This window comes from Ancylobacter terrae, from assembly GCF_045108345.1.
Classification (GTDB): domain Bacteria; phylum Pseudomonadota; class Alphaproteobacteria; order Rhizobiales; family Xanthobacteraceae; genus Ancylobacter.
This window is the reverse complement of record NZ_JBJGXH010000002.1, coordinates 318176-333471: the sequence shown is the minus strand read 5'-3', so window position 1 is coordinate 333471 and position 15296 is coordinate 318176. Positions and strand designations below refer to the sequence as shown.

The 15296-nt window shown below is 67.4% G+C and carries 17 protein-coding genes; 11 read left to right on the top strand and 6 right to left on the bottom strand.

The features are described 5' to 3' along the window. Positions 1 to 15: 15 nt before the first annotated feature. The 3 genes from ACEUEL_RS15850 to ACEUEL_RS15840 all read left to right on the top strand — a co-directional run bounded on the left by ACEUEL_RS15850 (position 16) and on the right by ACEUEL_RS15840 (position 2989). Entirely contained in the window at positions 16 to 1077 is a 1062-nt protein-coding gene (locus ACEUEL_RS15850) for an Ldh family oxidoreductase (protein WP_405707321.1), read from the top strand. 15 nt (positions 1078 to 1092) lie between these two features. Then, positions 1093 to 2592, top strand: coding sequence for an aldehyde dehydrogenase (locus ACEUEL_RS15845; protein ID WP_405707319.1), 1500 nt, complete (start codon positions 1093 to 1095; stop codon positions 2590 to 2592). Positions 2593 to 2755: 163 nt separating this feature from the next. After that, positions 2756 to 2989, top strand: a complete 234-nt coding sequence (locus tag ACEUEL_RS15840) for a hypothetical protein (protein WP_405707318.1) — start codon at positions 2756 to 2758, stop codon at positions 2987 to 2989. A gap of 55 nt (positions 2990 to 3044) precedes the next feature. Here ACEUEL_RS15840 and ACEUEL_RS15835 read toward each other — a convergent pair whose 3' ends face one another. The 3 genes from ACEUEL_RS15835 to ACEUEL_RS15825 form a co-directional block, all read right to left on the bottom strand. Next, on the bottom strand, positions 3045 to 4034 hold the full coding sequence (locus tag ACEUEL_RS15835) for an acetamidase/formamidase family protein (protein WP_405707317.1): 990 nt from the start codon (positions 4032 to 4034) through the stop codon (positions 3045 to 3047). Positions 4035 to 4159: 125 nt separating this feature from the next. Further along, positions 4160 to 4801 (bottom strand): ANTAR domain-containing response regulator, encoded by a 642-nt coding sequence (locus ACEUEL_RS15830; protein ID WP_405707315.1) that lies wholly within the window; start codon positions 4799 to 4801, stop codon positions 4160 to 4162. 8 nt (positions 4802 to 4809) lie between these two features. Continuing rightward, positions 4810 to 5964, bottom strand: coding sequence for a transporter substrate-binding domain-containing protein (locus ACEUEL_RS15825; RefSeq protein WP_405707314.1), 1155 nt, complete (start codon positions 5962 to 5964; stop codon positions 4810 to 4812). 502 nt (positions 5965 to 6466) lie between these two features. Between ACEUEL_RS15825 and nthB the strand changes: the two genes are divergently transcribed. The 8 genes from nthB to ACEUEL_RS15785 all read left to right on the top strand — a co-directional run bounded on the left by nthB (position 6467) and on the right by ACEUEL_RS15785 (position 11132). Continuing rightward, positions 6467 to 7141 (top strand): nitrile hydratase subunit beta, encoded by a 675-nt coding sequence (gene nthB / locus ACEUEL_RS15820; RefSeq protein ID WP_405707312.1) that lies wholly within the window; start codon positions 6467 to 6469, stop codon positions 7139 to 7141. A gap of 65 nt (positions 7142 to 7206) precedes the next feature. After that, a complete protein-coding gene (gene nthA / locus ACEUEL_RS15815) occupies positions 7207 to 7824 on the top strand; it encodes a nitrile hydratase subunit alpha (protein WP_405707310.1) in 618 nt (205 codons plus the stop codon). Positions 7825 to 7837: 13 nt separating this feature from the next. Then, positions 7838 to 8176 (top strand): nitrile hydratase accessory protein, encoded by a 339-nt coding sequence (locus ACEUEL_RS15810; RefSeq protein WP_405707308.1) that lies wholly within the window; start codon positions 7838 to 7840, stop codon positions 8174 to 8176. A gap of 103 nt (positions 8177 to 8279) precedes the next feature. Further along, entirely contained in the window at positions 8280 to 8801 is a 522-nt protein-coding gene (locus ACEUEL_RS15805) for a DUF1097 domain-containing protein (RefSeq protein ID WP_405707306.1), read from the top strand. A gap of 75 nt (positions 8802 to 8876) precedes the next feature. Next, on the top strand, positions 8877 to 9095 hold the full coding sequence (locus ACEUEL_RS15800) for a CbtB domain-containing protein (protein ID WP_454892297.1): 219 nt from the start codon (positions 8877 to 8879) through the stop codon (positions 9093 to 9095). Positions 9096 to 9106: 11 nt separating this feature from the next. Then, complete coding sequence (locus ACEUEL_RS15795) at positions 9107 to 9865, top strand: CbtA family protein (protein WP_405707304.1); 759 nt, start codon at positions 9107 to 9109, stop codon at positions 9863 to 9865. Then, on the top strand, positions 9862 to 10515 hold the full coding sequence (locus tag ACEUEL_RS15790; protein ID WP_405707302.1) for a hypothetical protein: 654 nt from the start codon (positions 9862 to 9864) through the stop codon (positions 10513 to 10515). The genes ACEUEL_RS15795 and ACEUEL_RS15790 overlap by 4 nt, the downstream gene beginning before the upstream one ends. A gap of 23 nt (positions 10516 to 10538) precedes the next feature. Next, entirely contained in the window at positions 10539 to 11132 is a 594-nt protein-coding gene (locus ACEUEL_RS15785) for a histidine phosphatase family protein (protein WP_405707301.1), read from the top strand. 133 nt (positions 11133 to 11265) lie between these two features. Here ACEUEL_RS15785 and ACEUEL_RS15780 read toward each other — a convergent pair whose 3' ends face one another. Genes ACEUEL_RS15780 through kdpC form a run of 3 tightly spaced genes read right to left on the bottom strand, consistent with a single transcriptional unit; the run spans position 11266 to position 15295 of the window. After that, entirely contained in the window at positions 11266 to 11967 is a 702-nt protein-coding gene (locus ACEUEL_RS15780; RefSeq protein ID WP_405707299.1) for a response regulator, read from the bottom strand. Next, positions 11964 to 14687 carry an ATP-binding protein gene (locus tag ACEUEL_RS15775; protein ID WP_405707297.1) on the bottom strand — a complete coding sequence of 908 codons (2724 nt, stop codon included), beginning with the start codon at positions 14685 to 14687 and terminating at the stop codon, positions 11964 to 11966. The genes ACEUEL_RS15780 and ACEUEL_RS15775 overlap by 4 nt, the downstream gene beginning before the upstream one ends. Positions 14688 to 14704: 17 nt before the next feature. Next, on the bottom strand, positions 14705 to 15295 hold the full coding sequence (gene kdpC, locus ACEUEL_RS15770) for a potassium-transporting ATPase subunit KdpC (RefSeq protein ID WP_405707295.1): 591 nt from the start codon (positions 15293 to 15295) through the stop codon (positions 14705 to 14707). Between the last annotated feature and the right edge of the window lies 1 nt (position 15296).

The following is a 15296-nucleotide window of genomic DNA, read 5'->3' as shown; positions in this document are numbered from 1 at the left end:
ACCTGAGGATTTTCAATGGCGCCGCGTTACGCCTGTTCCGATCTGGTCACCCTCGCGCAGGGCGTGCTGCAGGCCGCCGGCCTGCCGGACGAGCCGGCGAATGCGGTGGCGCGCGGGCTCAGCGAGGCTGACCTGCTCGGCCACACCACGCACGGGCTCGCGCTGCTGGCCGATTATGTCGAGGAACTCGACAACGGCACGATGGAGCGCGAGGGCCGGCCGGAGGTAGTCTCCGACCTCGCCGCCGTGGCGACCTGGGATGCGCGCCGGCTGCCGGGCGTGTGGACCACCGCGTTGGCGGTGGAGGAGGCGGCGCGCCGCGCCGCGACCTATGGCATCGGCGCCATCGCCATCCGACGCAGCCACCACATCGCCTGCCTCGCGACCTTCCTGGAGGCGCCGGCGCGGGCTGGCCTGCTGACGCTGGTGTTCTCGTCCGATCCGAGCGACGCCCATGTCGCCCCGTTCGGCGGGCTGACGCCGGTGATGACGCCGAACCCCATCGCCGCCGGAATCCCCTGCGCGCCCGAGCCGATCCTGATCGACGTCTCGACCTCGGTCACCACCGCTGCCATGTGCGGGCGGGCGCGGGCGGGCGGGAAGCGGCTGCCGGGGATGTGGCTGAAGGACGGCGCGGGCAACACCACCGACGACCCGAATGCGCTGAAGTCCGGCGGCTCGATCCTGCCGATCGGCGGGCTGGATCACGGCCACAAGGGCTACGGCCTGTCGCTGATGGTCGAGGCGCTGACGCAGGGGTTAGGGGCCTTCGGCCGTGCCGAGGCGCCGACGCAATGGGGCGCCAGCGTGCTGGTGCTGGCCTTCGCGCCAGCCGCCTTCGGCGGTCTCGACGGCTTCCTGCGCGAGACCTCCTGGCTCGCCGATGCTTGCCGGCAGTCAAGCGTGCCCGAGGACGCGCCGGCCGTGCGCCTGCCGGGCGAGGCTGCGCTCGCGCGCAAGCGCCGGGCGCTGGCGGAGGGCGTCGAACTTCATGCCGGCATCGCCGACGATCTCGCCCGCCTTGCCACCCGCTTCGGGCTGTCGGCGCCGACGCCGCTTCCCGAACCCGCCATCTGACCGGAGAATCTCGATATGAGCGCCTACAAGTCCGCTGACCAGTACCGCACCATCGCCGGGGGCCTCGCCGTGCCCTCGAAGGCGTTCATCGATGGCGCGTGGCACGCGGCCGCGTCGGGCAAGGTGTTCGAGAATATCGATCCGGCGACCGGCGCGGTGCTCGGCGTGGTCGCGGCCTGCGATGGAGCCGATGTCGACCTCGCGGTGGCGGCGGCGCGGCGCAGCTTCGAGGCGGGCGTGTGGTCGCGCGCGGCGCCGGAGGAGCGCAAGGCGGTGCTCCTCAAGCTGGCCAGCCTCGTGCGCGAGCACGCCGAGGAACTCGCGGTGCTGGAGAGCCTCGATTCCGGCAAGACCATCAAGGACTGCCTCAACGAGATCGGCCATGAGGTGCCGCTGTTTTTCCAGTGGTACGCGGAATTGATCGACAAGAGCTTCGGCAAGGTCTCGCCGACCGGCGAGGGTAATCTCGGCCTCATCGTCAAGGAGCCGATCGGTGTGGTCGGTCTCGTGCTGCCGTGGAACTTCCCGCTGCTGATGGCGGCGTGGAAGCTCGCGCCGGCGCTGGCGGCGGGCTGTTCCGCCGTGCTGAAGCCGGCCGAGCAGACCCCGCTCTCGGCGCTGCGTCTCGCGGAACTCGCGGCTGAAGCCGGCGTGCCGGCGGGCGTGCTGAACGTGGTACCCGGCTTCGGCGAGACCGCCGGACAGGCGATCGGCCGGCACAGGGACATCGACGCGGTGTCGTTCACCGGCTCGACCGAGGTCGGTGCCTACTTCCTGAAGTACGCCAGCGAGAGCAACCTCAAGCCGGTCGGGCTGGAGATGGGCGGCAAGAGCCCGATGATCGTGCTCGACGATGCGGATATCGACGACACGCTGGTCTCCTCCGCCATTTCCGCCGCCTTCTGGAACGGCGGGCAGAACTGCTCCGCGAACATGCGCCAGATCGTTCACGCCAAGGTGAAGGACGCGTTCCTCGATGCGGTGCTGGAAAAGGCCAAGGCGCTCGTCGTCGGCGATCCGCTCGATCCCGCGACCGACCTCGGCTCGATGGTCAGCGCCGAGCATCGCGAGCGGGTGCTGTCCTATATCGAGATCGGCAAGGGCGAGGGCGCGAAGCTGCTCGCCGGCGGCGGCCCGAGCGCCGGGCTGGACGGGTGCTTCGTCGATCCCACCGTGTTCGACGGGCTCGACCCCGCCATGCGCATCGCGCGCGAGGAGATCTTTGGGCCCGTGCTGGGCGTCATCCCGGTCGACAGCGCCGAGCAGGCCCTCGCCATCGCGCGCGACAGCGATTACGGGCTGCACGCGACGATCTTCACCCGCGACATCGACAAGGCGTTCCACCTCGCCCGGCGCCTGCCGTGCGGCACGGTGGCGATCAACGGCTTCTCCGAGGGCAACATCACCACGCCCTTCGGCGGCTACAAGCGCTCGGGCTCGCTGACCCGCGACAACGGCACCGAGGCGATGGACCAGTATCTGCAGACCAAGGCGATCTGGATCACGCTGAAATAGCTCGGGGGCGCGACGCCCGCGAGCCATACCCGCTCGGCCATGAGATCGGAGGGGAAAACTGGGGACGACATTCCGATCAGTCGCGGGAACGGCGCAGCGTTACGCGCGTTGATACTCCATTGCTGGAGGTTTTGCCATGCCTGTTGTGGATCGGATACATTCTGTGGGTTCCGCCGCCATCCCGATGGTGAGGGTGCGTGCGGGGTCGGCCGTATTCGATATCGATACGCTCGACGAGGCCCTGTCGTTCGCCATGGCCAATCCGCGGCCGAAGGGTGACTACAAGGGCCTCATCCGGCGGCTTCAGGCGGCTACCGATCCCGGCGACGTGGTCGAGGCGGGCGAAGCCTTCAGCTGGTGGGCGGAGAGCAATGCGCTGCTGCAGCGCGATTCGTGACCGCCCGCTTCGTGGAACGGCCAGGGTGCCGACGTCATCGCGCTCACCTGCGCGACTATCGGAGCAGTGACTTCCGGATCGACGCACCCAGCGTGTATTTCGGATCCACCATGTTGCCGACCCGGAGCTTGCCGGCCTGTGTGAGCAGCATGTAGGCCTCCAGTTCGTCGAAGCCATAATCGGCGGCCATCCAGCGCACCAGTTCGCGGTAGGCGATGCGGGCGGCATCCTCCATCGGCCGACCGGACCCGATCGTCATGATGGCGTGTTCTGTTTCCAGGCGAGGCCAGCGAAACGACCAGTTCTTGATGAGGTCGATCTGGATCGTCGTCACTGTCGGATGCTCGATGGCGAAGCCGCAGATCTCGCCATCCCCCTGCGTGGCGTGACAATCCCCGAGGTACAGCAGGGCGCCCTTCACGTGAACGGGGAGGTAGATCACGGCCCCGGGCCCGACGTCCGGCAAGTCCATGTTGCCGCCGTAGTAGTCCGGAACGAGGGAGGAAATGGCCTCGATCTCCGGGGAGGTCCCGATCGTTCCGATGAACGGTTCGTAGGGCAGCGTGATCTTGTCGTTCCAGACCACCCCGCCTTCGGGCGTGACCTCCACTTTCTTGACGACTTCCGGCAGTGGCGGGTTGAGCAGCGCGGTGTCTCCGGTACCGACGAGGCCCCCGAATTCCGGCATGATGCATGTCGTGCCGACCGGCTGCGGGCCGCGGGGCACGATCTTCCGGATATGCACCGCGAGGCAGTCGCCCTTCTCGGCGCCATTGACGAAGATCGGCCCGTTCTGCGGGTTCAGAAACGGAAAATTCAGGATGGCGCTCGGGCTGTCGCTCTCATGCCGGATCTGGCCTTCCATCGCGTCATGCGTTTCGGCCGAGACCACGGCGCCAGGGTCAACTCGCAGGACCGGCTCGGCGTAGGGACCATAGACGTAGTGGTACTTGCCCTGGATCGCCTCGGTGATGGAGAAGGTGTCGCCGGGTCGCCCATTTGCTTCGCCGCGCGCCGCCATGATCGATTGCTCAAGCCAGCTCATGATGCCGTTCTCCTGATGGAACGCGGGTTGGCGCCGGTGGCACCCCTCGTTCCCTGAAATGCGCAAGGCGCCGCGTCGCCACTTCGGCGAACGTCGGCCAACATGTGCGTCAATGGGTCGATGGGTCAGCGTCGGGAGAGAGTCCGCCCTTCCGACGCGTCTTGGGACGTTCCGGTCGGCTCTGACCGGCAGGCGAGCAGTTGTTCGCAGTAATCCTCGAGGCTGAGCCGGCTGCGCATGCTGTCCCGCCGCAGAATGGCGTACGCCTCGTCATCGTCGACGGCATGCACCTCCATGAGGCGCACGATGGTCTTGATGACCAGTCGTCGGCGCCGTCGGCGGTCCTGGTGCTCGCTGAGCTGGTCGGCCAGTGCCCGTCGCTGCAGATATTGGTTCACGCCGAGAAACAGCGTGGTGTAGACCGCGCCCGCATAGACCGGCTTGCGCAGGAACGCGGTTGCGCCCTGCGCCAAGAGAGCCTTCAACCGGCTCGGCGCCTCCACGCCGACGAGGCCGATCACGGGTACGGGCGGCAGGCCGTTGACCAACGCCTCGGGGGGCAGCACGCCCTCGACGTCTCCATCCACGAACAGAACGTCGCGATCAGGGCTGAGCGCCCCGATGTCGACATGCGCCATCGGGGCGGGAACGCCGGGCCTTTCGACAGAGAGCCCGAGCTTGACGAGCACCGAGGCCAATGTGTCGACGCCCCCCTCGCCGGAGGCGAAGATCAAGGCGCGCATGCCGCGGAAGTTCTGGACCGGCATCTGGGACATCATCTCACCACGCGCAGCCGGGAGGTGGACGAACCCCACCCATCCGTCGCGGAGAAGCGGACGAGATAGGGATCGGGGCGGATGGGGGCGGGTTCCTGGCGGATTACCTCGAAAGAACCGTCCGAGCGGGACCGGCCGATGCGCGGGGTGAGATAGAGATGCATGGTCTCGGCATCGACGAGGATTTCGCCCTGAGGCGCGGCCAGATGCTGGTTCGCCAACGTTCGGCGCACGGCGCCGATCTCGTCGCATCCCGCTTCGGCCATGGCGGCGGCAAGGAGCTTCACGGCGATGTAGGAAGCCTCGGCATCGGCCGACGCCCAAGGCTTGTCCGGATAGGCGGCCGCATAGTTCGCGACGAAGCGGCGGCTTTCCGGAGTCGGCAAGGACGAGAAATAGACGCTGGAACTGACGTGCCCGTCCATCGCGCCGGGGCCGATATCGATCAGGTCCGGTTCGTTGAGATTGCAACTCGCGACCGGCATGACCGCCGGCTGGTCGATCCCGCGGGAAATGCAGGCCTCGCGCAGGTGGCGGATGAAGGAATAGCCGCTGACACCGATCAGCGAGGAGAAGACGAAGCTCGGCTGGGCCGCGAGGATGGCCTCGATGGTTCTGGCGAAGTCGGTTTCGCCGACCGGCAGGTAGCGCTCCGCGAGCACCGTGCCGCCGCGGGCGACCACGACCTCGCGCAGGATCCGGTTGTTCTCCCAGGCCCAGATATAGTTGGAGCCGACGCAGAACGCGCGGTCGCCATGGGACGACATGAGATAGTCGATCAGCGGCAGGATGTGCTGATTGGGAGCCGCGCCCGTGTATACGACATTGTCGGAACTCTCGAATCCTTCGTAGTGCGAGGGATACCACAGCATCCCGTCATGCTTCTCGAAGGCCGGGATCACTTCCTTCCGGCTCGACGAGGTGTAGCAGCCCACGACCTGCGTGATCCCCGACGCGAGAAGCTGCGAGCTCAGCGCCGCATAGCGCGCGAGATCGCCGTCGGGGTTCACGACGACGGGGGCCAGCCTCACGCCCCCGGCTTGATTGATTTCCGAGACCGCCAGCATGGCGCCGTTCAGCATGGCGCCAGCGACCGATCCGTAGGGGCCGGTCGAGGAGAACATCAGGCCGATGCGGAAGGTGTCTGTCGTCATCCGGTCGCCGAACGAAAAAAGCCCTCGCGCCGTGAGGCTTGAGGGCGTCGCTGCCTGGCGCGCAAATCCGCGCGGGTGATGTTCATCGAAGTGTTGGCGCTCAATTGGGCATCCTTGCCCTGCGCCTATCTCTTAGGCTTGATCGGCGTGGCCATCTTGTCAAGCGGATCCTGCGGCTTGGGCAAAATAAAATCCGCCGACCCGTCGCTCAAAAATTATGCTTGACTGCCGACTGGGCGGAGTTCAATCTTCTCCCATGCGTCGGGCAGTGCTGCCCAAGTAGACGCAAGTCATGCAGATCATAGGAATTCGGCATAGTCGCCCGCAGCAAGATGCTGACGGGCTTTTTTGCGTTTGTCTGCCAGGGGCTGCTGCGCGGAGGAGCCTTGCATCTTTGATTTTGCTCGCCTGCGCTAGGCCGCGGTTGTGGCTGGTGTTCGGGCTGGTTTCATTCGAGGCGTCGCCTTCCGGAGGGGCGCCCAGCGATCGCGGAGACCACAGCATGAAAGTCCAGCATTACCTTGGCGGCATCGAGAATCTCGGCCCGGTCGAGGTGGAAAAGCGTGTGTTCGTCGAGCCGTGGGAGGCGCAGCTCTTCGCGGTTCACACGACGATGATGGGAACGGGAATCTGGGCCTGGCCGGACCTGCGGGTGCTGGCCGAGTCCATGAACCCGCTCGACTACTTCAAGTACCGCTACTACATCAAGTGGCTCGGCGGCATGTGCAAGTTCCTGGTGTCCCGGAACTACATCTCCGAGAAAGAACTCGACGCCAAGACGGCGTATTATCTCCAGAATCCGGATGCGGCGCAGCCGAATGCCGGCAACGACGATGTTACCGGCCGGGTCATCGAATACTTCTACACCGGGGCCAATCCCTACCGTGACATCGCGGTCAATCCGACCTTCAAGGTCGGCGATAAAGTGCGCGTGAAGGACATGCCCCCGGCGGTCCATACACGCCTTCCCGGCTATCTGCGCAACAAGACCGGCGTTGTCGAGACCGTCTACAAGGGGGCCTATCTCTACGCCGACAACGTGCCGACCGACGGCATCTCCACGGCGCAGCCGGTCTATCTCGTGAAATTCAAGACCCGCGATCTGTGGGACGACATCCCGGACAAGGGCGACGTTCTCTATAACGATTGTTTCGAGGTCTATCTCGAGGCGGCGTAATCCGTCATCCGTCCAGCATCAAGCAATATAACGGCGGCACACCCGTCAATAAAAAGGCGATTTCCATGAGCGGCGATCACGAACATCATCATCATCATCTGCGCGAGAGCGAGAGCTATTACGCCGCGCGCACCAAGGCACTGGAGTCCCTGTTCCGCGAAAAGGGCCTCATCGGGACCGATACGGTCGACCGGGTCATCAATTTCTTCGAGCACGAGATGGGCCCGTTCAACGGCGCCAAGGTCGTGGCCAAGGCCTGGACGGATCCGGCGTTCAAGGCCCGGTTGCTCGCCGATGCCAACAAGGCGATCGCCGAACTCGGCATGCGCGATGGCATCGAGGGCGAGAACCTCAAGGTGGTCGAGAACCGGCCCGGCATCCACAACATGGTCTGCTGCACGCTCTGCTCGTGCTGGCCCTGGCCGCTGCTCGGCCTGCCGCCCTACTGGTTCAAGGATCCGGTATTCCGCGCCCGGGTCGTGCGGGAGCCGCGCGGTGTGCTCTCCGATTTCGGGGTGACGCTGCCCGAAGACCACAAGATCGAGATCTGGGATTCGAGCGCGCAGGTCCGCTACTTCGTGATCCCGGAGCGGCCCGCCGGCACCGAAGGCTGGACGGAGGAGAAACTGGCGGCGCTGGTCTCGACCGAGGCCATGCAGGGCCTCGGCCTGGCGGCCGCGTGAACGGAGGCGGGGCATGGATGCTTATATCGACGACCTGACCGGCCGTGAGGCCATCCCGCGCAACTGCGAGAGCCTGAAGTTCGACGAGCCCTGGCAGGGGCGCGCCTTCGGCATGGTGCTCGCCCTCGCCGAAGCGAAATCCTACCCTTACGAGGATTTCCGCAAGAGCCTGATCAGCACCATCGGCGAATGGGACAAGAGCCACGAGCCCGGTGACGAGACGTGGAGCTACTATGAGCAGTGGCTGGCGGCCTTCGAGAAGCTGGCTTTGGAGAAGGGCCTGATCAACCACGAGGAACTCGACCGCCGCACGGAAGAGTTCCTCCACCGCACCCGCGACGAGGTCATCTGACCTCCAGCCGGGCGGTCTTTCTCCGATGCTTCCTTCGGCCGGCGCCCGTCTGGAGCGCCGGAACGGGGAGCCTTGTCCTCACGCGTCTTGGAAGGGCGCCAACATGATCATCCCTCTCGCCATCAGCGTGGGACTGCTCGGCGGCATCTGCACCTGGCTGTTCCTCGCCACCAACGCGTTCCTCATCTGGGCGGCGTTCGTCGCCTGGGCATGCTTCTACCACAGCGGCGGCGACGCCACCGCGTTCCGGACCACGATCGTCTCGAACCTGTTCGGGGTGGCGGTGGCCTGGACCGCGGGTCTGTTGCTCGCAATCCTCGCGCCGGGGCCCGTGCTCGGGGCTGTGATCGTGGCGGCATCGATCGCCATCTACATCCTTGCCGCCCACATCCCCGCCTTCGCGTCGATCCCCGCCGTGACCTATGGCTATGCCTGCACTTTCTCGTTCCTGACCCAGAACGCGGACGCCTTCACGCCCGCCGTCATGCTCTCGGGTTCGAGCCGCAACGCACTACTGATCGTGCCGTTCTCGATGATCATCGGCGCCTGCTTTGCCTTCGCTTCGGCGAAACTGGCGGGCTGGATTCACGGGATCGCGCCCAAGCAACCCGTCAACGCACGGTGACCCTCCGTTTCCGTCCGCTTGCCGTGCGGAACCACCGCGCGGCGACCCTCCAATCCTCAACTCCGGAGATATGTCATGACCAACGCCTATGTCACCACTGCGCCGATGCCGGCGCGCGCCGAGCCGATCCCGGTTTCGGTGGTCCTGCCCTGGGCTGTCTTTGGCGGCCTGATGCTGCTCCTCACCGTCTACTTCGTCGGCGCCGAGGAGGGGGCCACCTCGCTGGTCGGGGGCTCCGTCGTGCATGAGTTCGTGCATGACGGCCGTCACCTTCTCGGCTTCCCCTGCCACTGACGGAGAGTGAGATGGTCGGCAACCTCCTGTTGAGGGGCATGATGGTCGGCGTGCTCGCCGGCCTTCTCGCCTTCTGTTTCGCCAAGGTCTTTGGTGAGCCCTGGGTGGAGTATGCGATTGCGTTCGAGGAGCAAGCGAGCCACGCCGCGGGCGTGGCGGACGCCTCGGACGGGACCGAGGCGATCAGCCGCGACACGCAGGCGGGCGTCGGGCTCTTCACCGGCCTCGTCGTGTATGGCGCTGCGATAGGCGGCCTGTTCGCGCTGGCCTTTGCCTTTGCCAATGGCCGGCTCGGACGCATGGGACCGCGTTCCGTGGCGGCGTTGATCGCGACACTCGGCTTCATCGCGATCGTCCTGGTCCCGCAGCTCAAATACCCGGCCAATCCGCCTGCCGTCGGCAGCGCCGACACGATCGTGGCACGGACGGAACTGTTCTTCGCCATGATGGCGTTTTCGATCGTGCTGATGGTGGCCGTCGTCATGCTGGCGCGTCGCCTTGCCGAACGGCTGGGTGACTGGAACGCCACGACCATCGCGGGCCTCGTCTATGTCGCGGTCATCGCGGTGATGTTCGCGGCCCTGCCGGATATCGAGGAAGTGCCCGCCGCCTTCTCGCCGGCCGCCCTCTGGAACTTCCGCATCGCCTCGATCGGGGTCCAGTCGGTGTTGTGGGCGGCGTTGGGCCTGGTATTCGGCGCCCTTGCCGAGACCGCGGCCCGCAGAGGCGTCGCGCCGCGGGTGATGTCCCGCGCGAGTGTCCTCCGATGAGCCGGGTCGCTTCGCGGTGCTGGCGGCTCGGGCCGCTAGCCCGGGTCGCGGTTGTCCTGGCGTCGGCATTGCTCCCCAGCATGGCCGTCGCGCATTCGGGCGGCTCTGCGGAAGGACCGCGCTCCGGCCTGTCGATCCCGCCGATTTCGCATGGCGAGATGGCGCTGGTGGACGAGCGGCTCGACGAGATCGTGGCGCTCGCCCGGCGCCAAAGCGCGACCGACGGTCCGATACGGCGTCTCTACAATCATTTCGGCGTTCAGCTCGCCTACTGCTTCTGGGGGCTCGCGCCCGGTGGCGTGACGCGTGAGGACAGCCCGTTCAACGCCTGCGCTCACGCGTATCTCGCGACGGCCAAGGTGCTGCTGGTCGAGATGAGCCGCCAGCCCGCCAGCTCGCATGCGGCACTCGCCATCCTCGATCGCCTCGAGGCACGCCGTCGCGAGACACCGGAGGCGGGGGAGATCTGCTCCTCGAGTGGTGAGGCCTTCAATACGGCGTCGGTCGTCCGACCGCGTCTGGCCGAAATGGTCGCGGATCCCGGCGTCGCCGCGATCATCCTCGGCGTGATGCTGCTCCTGGCGGGCGGCGGCGTGGCGGCCGGCTCGCTGCGCCGGTCGTCGTCAGGTTCCGAATCCCGTCTCGACTGAGGGACCGTTACCGGACCGACATGATGACGCATCGTCTGGTCATGATTTGTGCCGCGCGACCCAAGCGGCTTGTCTTTCCGGGAGGCGATGCCGCGGATGGCGATGAGTACGAGCCGCCCGCGCGGGTGCCGAGGAGCGTGCTCCGCGCTGGCCGCTTCTGGTGCGGCCCGGATCCGATCTCGCGCCGAAGCGCGACGGCGCTCGGCCTCGAGGCCGAGATTCGTCCCGAACTGGCCGATATCGATTTCGGTACGTGGAGAGGGCGGCCGCTTGAGGATGTTGCCCGGGCCGATCCCAAAGGCTTCCGGAGCTGGACTTCCGACCCGTCGGCGGCGCCTCACGGCGGCGAGTGCATCGAAGATCTGCTCGATCGTCTCGGTTGGTTCCTGTCGGCCTGTGCGGCCCTGGCGGGCAGCACCGTTGCCGTCGCGCCGGGCTCGGTCGTGAAGGCCTGCCTGCTGCACGCGCTCGCCGCGCCGCCGACATCCTATTTCCGGATGGATGTCGAACCCCTGAGCCACGCCACTTTCGTGAGCGACGGACGGCGCTGGAACCTGCGGCTGCCCGCCGCTATCGAGAGTGACGCCCGGAGCGGCCCAGGGTCTTCAGCTTCCTGACGGACGGTCCCGGAAGGGTCCAGGCCCGCCCGCCCGGGACAACACCTTGCACGGAACCTGTGCGGGCAGGCAGGGCAGTCGCGCTAGCGGCTTCGCGCCACGGATCTTCGTCGGGGCGACCTGCCTGCCGTGTTCAGCCCTCTCGCAGGCGGTAGCCCACACCGGGCTCGGTGAGGATGAAGCGGGGATTGGCGGCGTCGTCACCCAGCTTGTCGCGGATGTGGCCGATGGCGATACGCAGATAGTGCGTGTCGTTCACGTGCGCCGGGCCCCACACGGTGGTGAGGAACTGGCTGTGGGCCACCAGGCGGCCGGGGTGGCGGGCCAGCAGGGCCAGCACGTCGAACTCCTTGCGCGTGAGCTTTACCTCGCGGCCCTCGACACGCACCGTGCGATTCGCAAGATGGACCACGAGGCTGCCGAGCACCTGTTCGGCAGGCTCCGCGACCCGGTCCTGCCGGGCGCGCAGCAGCGCCCGGAGGCGAGCGAGTAGTTCACCGACGGCGAACGGCTTGGTGACATAGTCATCGGCGCCCGCATCGAGTGCCGCGATCTTCTCCGTCTCCTGATCGCGTACCGACAGAACGAGAATGGGTACGCGCGACCATTCGCGGATGGCGGTGATCACCGTCTTGCCGTCCATGTCCGGCAGCCCGAGATCGAGCACCACGCAGTCCGGCGCAGAGGTGGCGGCGAGCTCGATACCTTGCCGTCCGCGCTCCGCCTCGGCGACGTCGTAGCCGCCGCTGCCCAGCGCGATCCGCAGGAAACGGCGGATCGGAGCGTCGTCTTCCACCACGAGGATGCGAGCCCGGTGCGCGTCGGCGTTCGTCATGTTCCGTCATCGGTGGGCGTCGGAGCCAGAGGCAGTCTCAGCACGATGGTTGTGCCCCGTCCATTCGGCCCCTGCAGAGCCACGACCGTGCCGCCATGAGCCTCCACCAGCCCGCGAACGATGGCAAGGCCGAGGCCGGTGCCGGCCGGCCGGCCGTCGCCCTGCGTGACGCGATGGAAAAGGTCGAACACCTTCTCCCTCTCGTGGCCGGGAATGCCGGGGCCCTCATCTGCGATCGATACCAGCGCCTCGGTGCCCTGCACGCGCGCCGTCACGGAGATGGCGGTGCCCGCGGGGGCGTATTTGGCGGCGTTCTCGATCACGTTGGTCAGCGCCTGACCGATCAGCACGGGATCCACGTTCAGCATGGGAAGGTCGGGCGGGATCGCCGCTTCCAGCCGGTGGGCCGCAAGAAGCCGCGCGAGGTCGGTGCGCACGCGTCCGATGATCTCCGCAAGCTCCACCGGCGCGCGCCGCGGGCTCAGGGCGCCGTGGCCGAGGCGGGTCATGTCGAGAAGGTTCTGCACGTAGCGGTCGAGACGCCGCGCCTCGTCGAGGGCGGCGCCGGCAAGGTCGCGACGGTCGGTACGGCTGAGGGCGTCGGCGTCCTCGGCGAGCACCGAGACGGCGCCGATGACGGTGGCGAGCGGGGTGCGCAGATCATGACTCACGGAATTGAGGAGCGCGCCCCGCAGCCGCTCGCTTTCGCTCGACACCCGCGCATCCGCCAGTTCTTCGGCGAGGCGCACCCGTTCCACCGCCACGGCAACCTGGTCCTCCACCGCCAGCAGCAGGCGCCGGGTCTCGGGATCGAGGCTGCGGGTGCGGTCCCTGAAGCGCACGCCGATGACGCCGAGCGTCGTCTCGCCCGCAGCGAGAGGCACGAACAGCCACTCGCTCATGGGCAGCGTGGCCGTTCCGGACCCCGCCGGCTCGTTCCGCTCGAAGGCCCAGCGCGCCGCGCCCTCGGCGCGTGCGTCGAGCTCCTCGATGGAGGGATGACCCTGCACCTGTTCGAGCGCGCCGGACGGGCCGGGCATGAGGATCAGCGACCGGCAGTCGAGCGTGGCGGCGATATGGTAGGCGCCCGCCCACAGCACGTCGTCAAAACTGCTCGCGGCGGCGATCTTGCGGGCGAAGTCGTAGAGCGTTTCGGTACGGCGCTGCGCCACCCTCATGCTCTGCACCTGCGCCGTGAGCCGGCCGGCGAGGGTGCCGGTGAAGATCGCACCCACCAGGAAGACGAGGATCGAGACCACATCCTCGGGGTTGCTCACGGCGAAGGTGTAGTAGGGCGCTGTATAGAGAAAGTTGTAGGCGATCGAGCCGAGCGCGGTGGCGACCAGCGAGGCGGCCAGTCCGTAATTCGCGCCCACGACCAGCACGGCGGTCAGGTAGATGGCGGTGATCGCGCCGCCCGGGATCGCATCCCACATCCCGATCGGCCAGGCGATCACGCTCGCAAGCACGATGGCGCCGAGCGCGGCGAGGTATCCCCGCCAGTCCGGGCGGGCCACCGGCCACGGCATCCGCGCGCGTCGCCCCGTCGGGTTGTGGTCGGTGACGATGGTGATCTCGAAATCGGTCGCGGCGTCCAGCAGGCGTTCGGCCACCGGTTCCCGCACCACGGCGACCAGCTTCCGCCACCACGCGCCGTGGCCGCGGGGGCGCCCCACCACGAGGCGGGAGACGTTGCGGCTGCGGGCGAAACGCAGAAGCTCGGCGACCGCGTCCGATTCCGCGTGAAGGGTGACGGTCTCCGCGCCCAGCGTCTCGGCGAGGCGCAGCGCGTCCAGGGTGGCGGCGCGGGCCTCCGCCGGCAGCGTCTCGTGACGCGGGGTCAGAACCGTGGCGACCGTCCAGGGAATGCGGGCGCGGTCCGCCATGCGCCCTCCCGCCCGCACCAGCGCCTTTGCCACCGGCGCCTCATTGACGCAGACCAGCAGGCGCTCCTCGGTGGGCCACGGCCCTTTGACGGCGTTCGCCCGCATATAAGCGAGCATTTCCGCATCGACGCGGCTCGCCGCGGTGCGCAGGGCGAGTTCGCGCAGGGCGGTAAGATTGCCCTTGGAAAAGAAGTTCTCCAGCGCCCGCCCGACCTGCTGCGGAACGTAGACCTTGCCGTCTTTCAGGCGCTTGATCAGTTCCTCGGGCGGCAGGTCGATCAGCTCCACGCCATCGGCGCGCTGCAGCACATGGTCGGGCACGGTCTCGGTGACGCGCACCCCGGTGATCCGCGAGACGATGTCGTTGAGGCTCTCAATGTGCTGGATGTTGAGCGTGGTCGTCACATCAATGCCGGCGTCCAGAACTTCCAGCACATCCTGCCAGCGCTTGGGGTGCCGCGAGCCCGGAGCGTTGGTGTGGGCGAGCTCGTCGATGAGGGCAAGGTCGGGACGGCGGGCGAGCAGCGCGTCGAGATCGAGTTCACTCAGGTTCTGACCGCGATACTCGACGGTACGGCGCGGCAGCTGCTCCAGCGTGCGCAGCAGCGCCGCGGTTTCCGAGCGGCCGTGGGTTTCCACGAGCGCCACCAGCACGTCGACGCCCGCCAGCTGGCGGGCGCGCGCTTCCTCGAGCATGGCAAAGGTCTTGCCGACACCGGGGGAGGCGCCGAGGAATATCTTCAGGCGCCCCGGCCCGCCCCGGCTGCGCGCTTCGATGCGCGCCTCCTCCAGGAAGGACTCAGGGCCGGGACGTTCCTCGGGAGGGGTCGACATGGCAGCACGCAGGTCCGTCACCGCTTCAGGTCGTCGAGGGCGAGGTTCAGCGCCAGCACGTTGACGCGCGGTTCGCCGAGGACGCCGAAGGTGCGGCCGATGGTAATGCGCTTCACCAGCGCCCGCACCTCCGCCTCCGACAGCCCCCTGACCCTGGCGACACGGCCGACCTGACGTGCGGCCGCCGCCGGCGAGATGTCGGGATCGAGGCCCGAGGCCGAGGCGGTCACGAGATCGGCGGGAACGGGGCCGCCACCCAGCGCCGCCACCCGTGCCTGAACCGCCCCGGCGAGTGCGGCCGAGCTCGGACCAAGGTTCGAGCCCGTGGAACTGGCGCCGTTATAGGGGCTGTCCACGCTCCTGGCCGGATCCTGTGGATCCGGGGCGGTGGTGGCGGAGGGGCGGCCGTGGAAATAGCGTTCCGAGGTGAACGACTGGCCGATGAGGGCCGATCCGACCACGCGACCCTCCACCGTCACCGGCGAGCCGTTAGCCGCGGAGGGGAACGCCATCTGGGCGATACCGGTGACGGCGAGGGGATAGGCGATGCCGGTCAGCGCGGTGAACAAGGCAAGAAGGACCAGCGCGGGGCGAAGATAGGTGTTCATC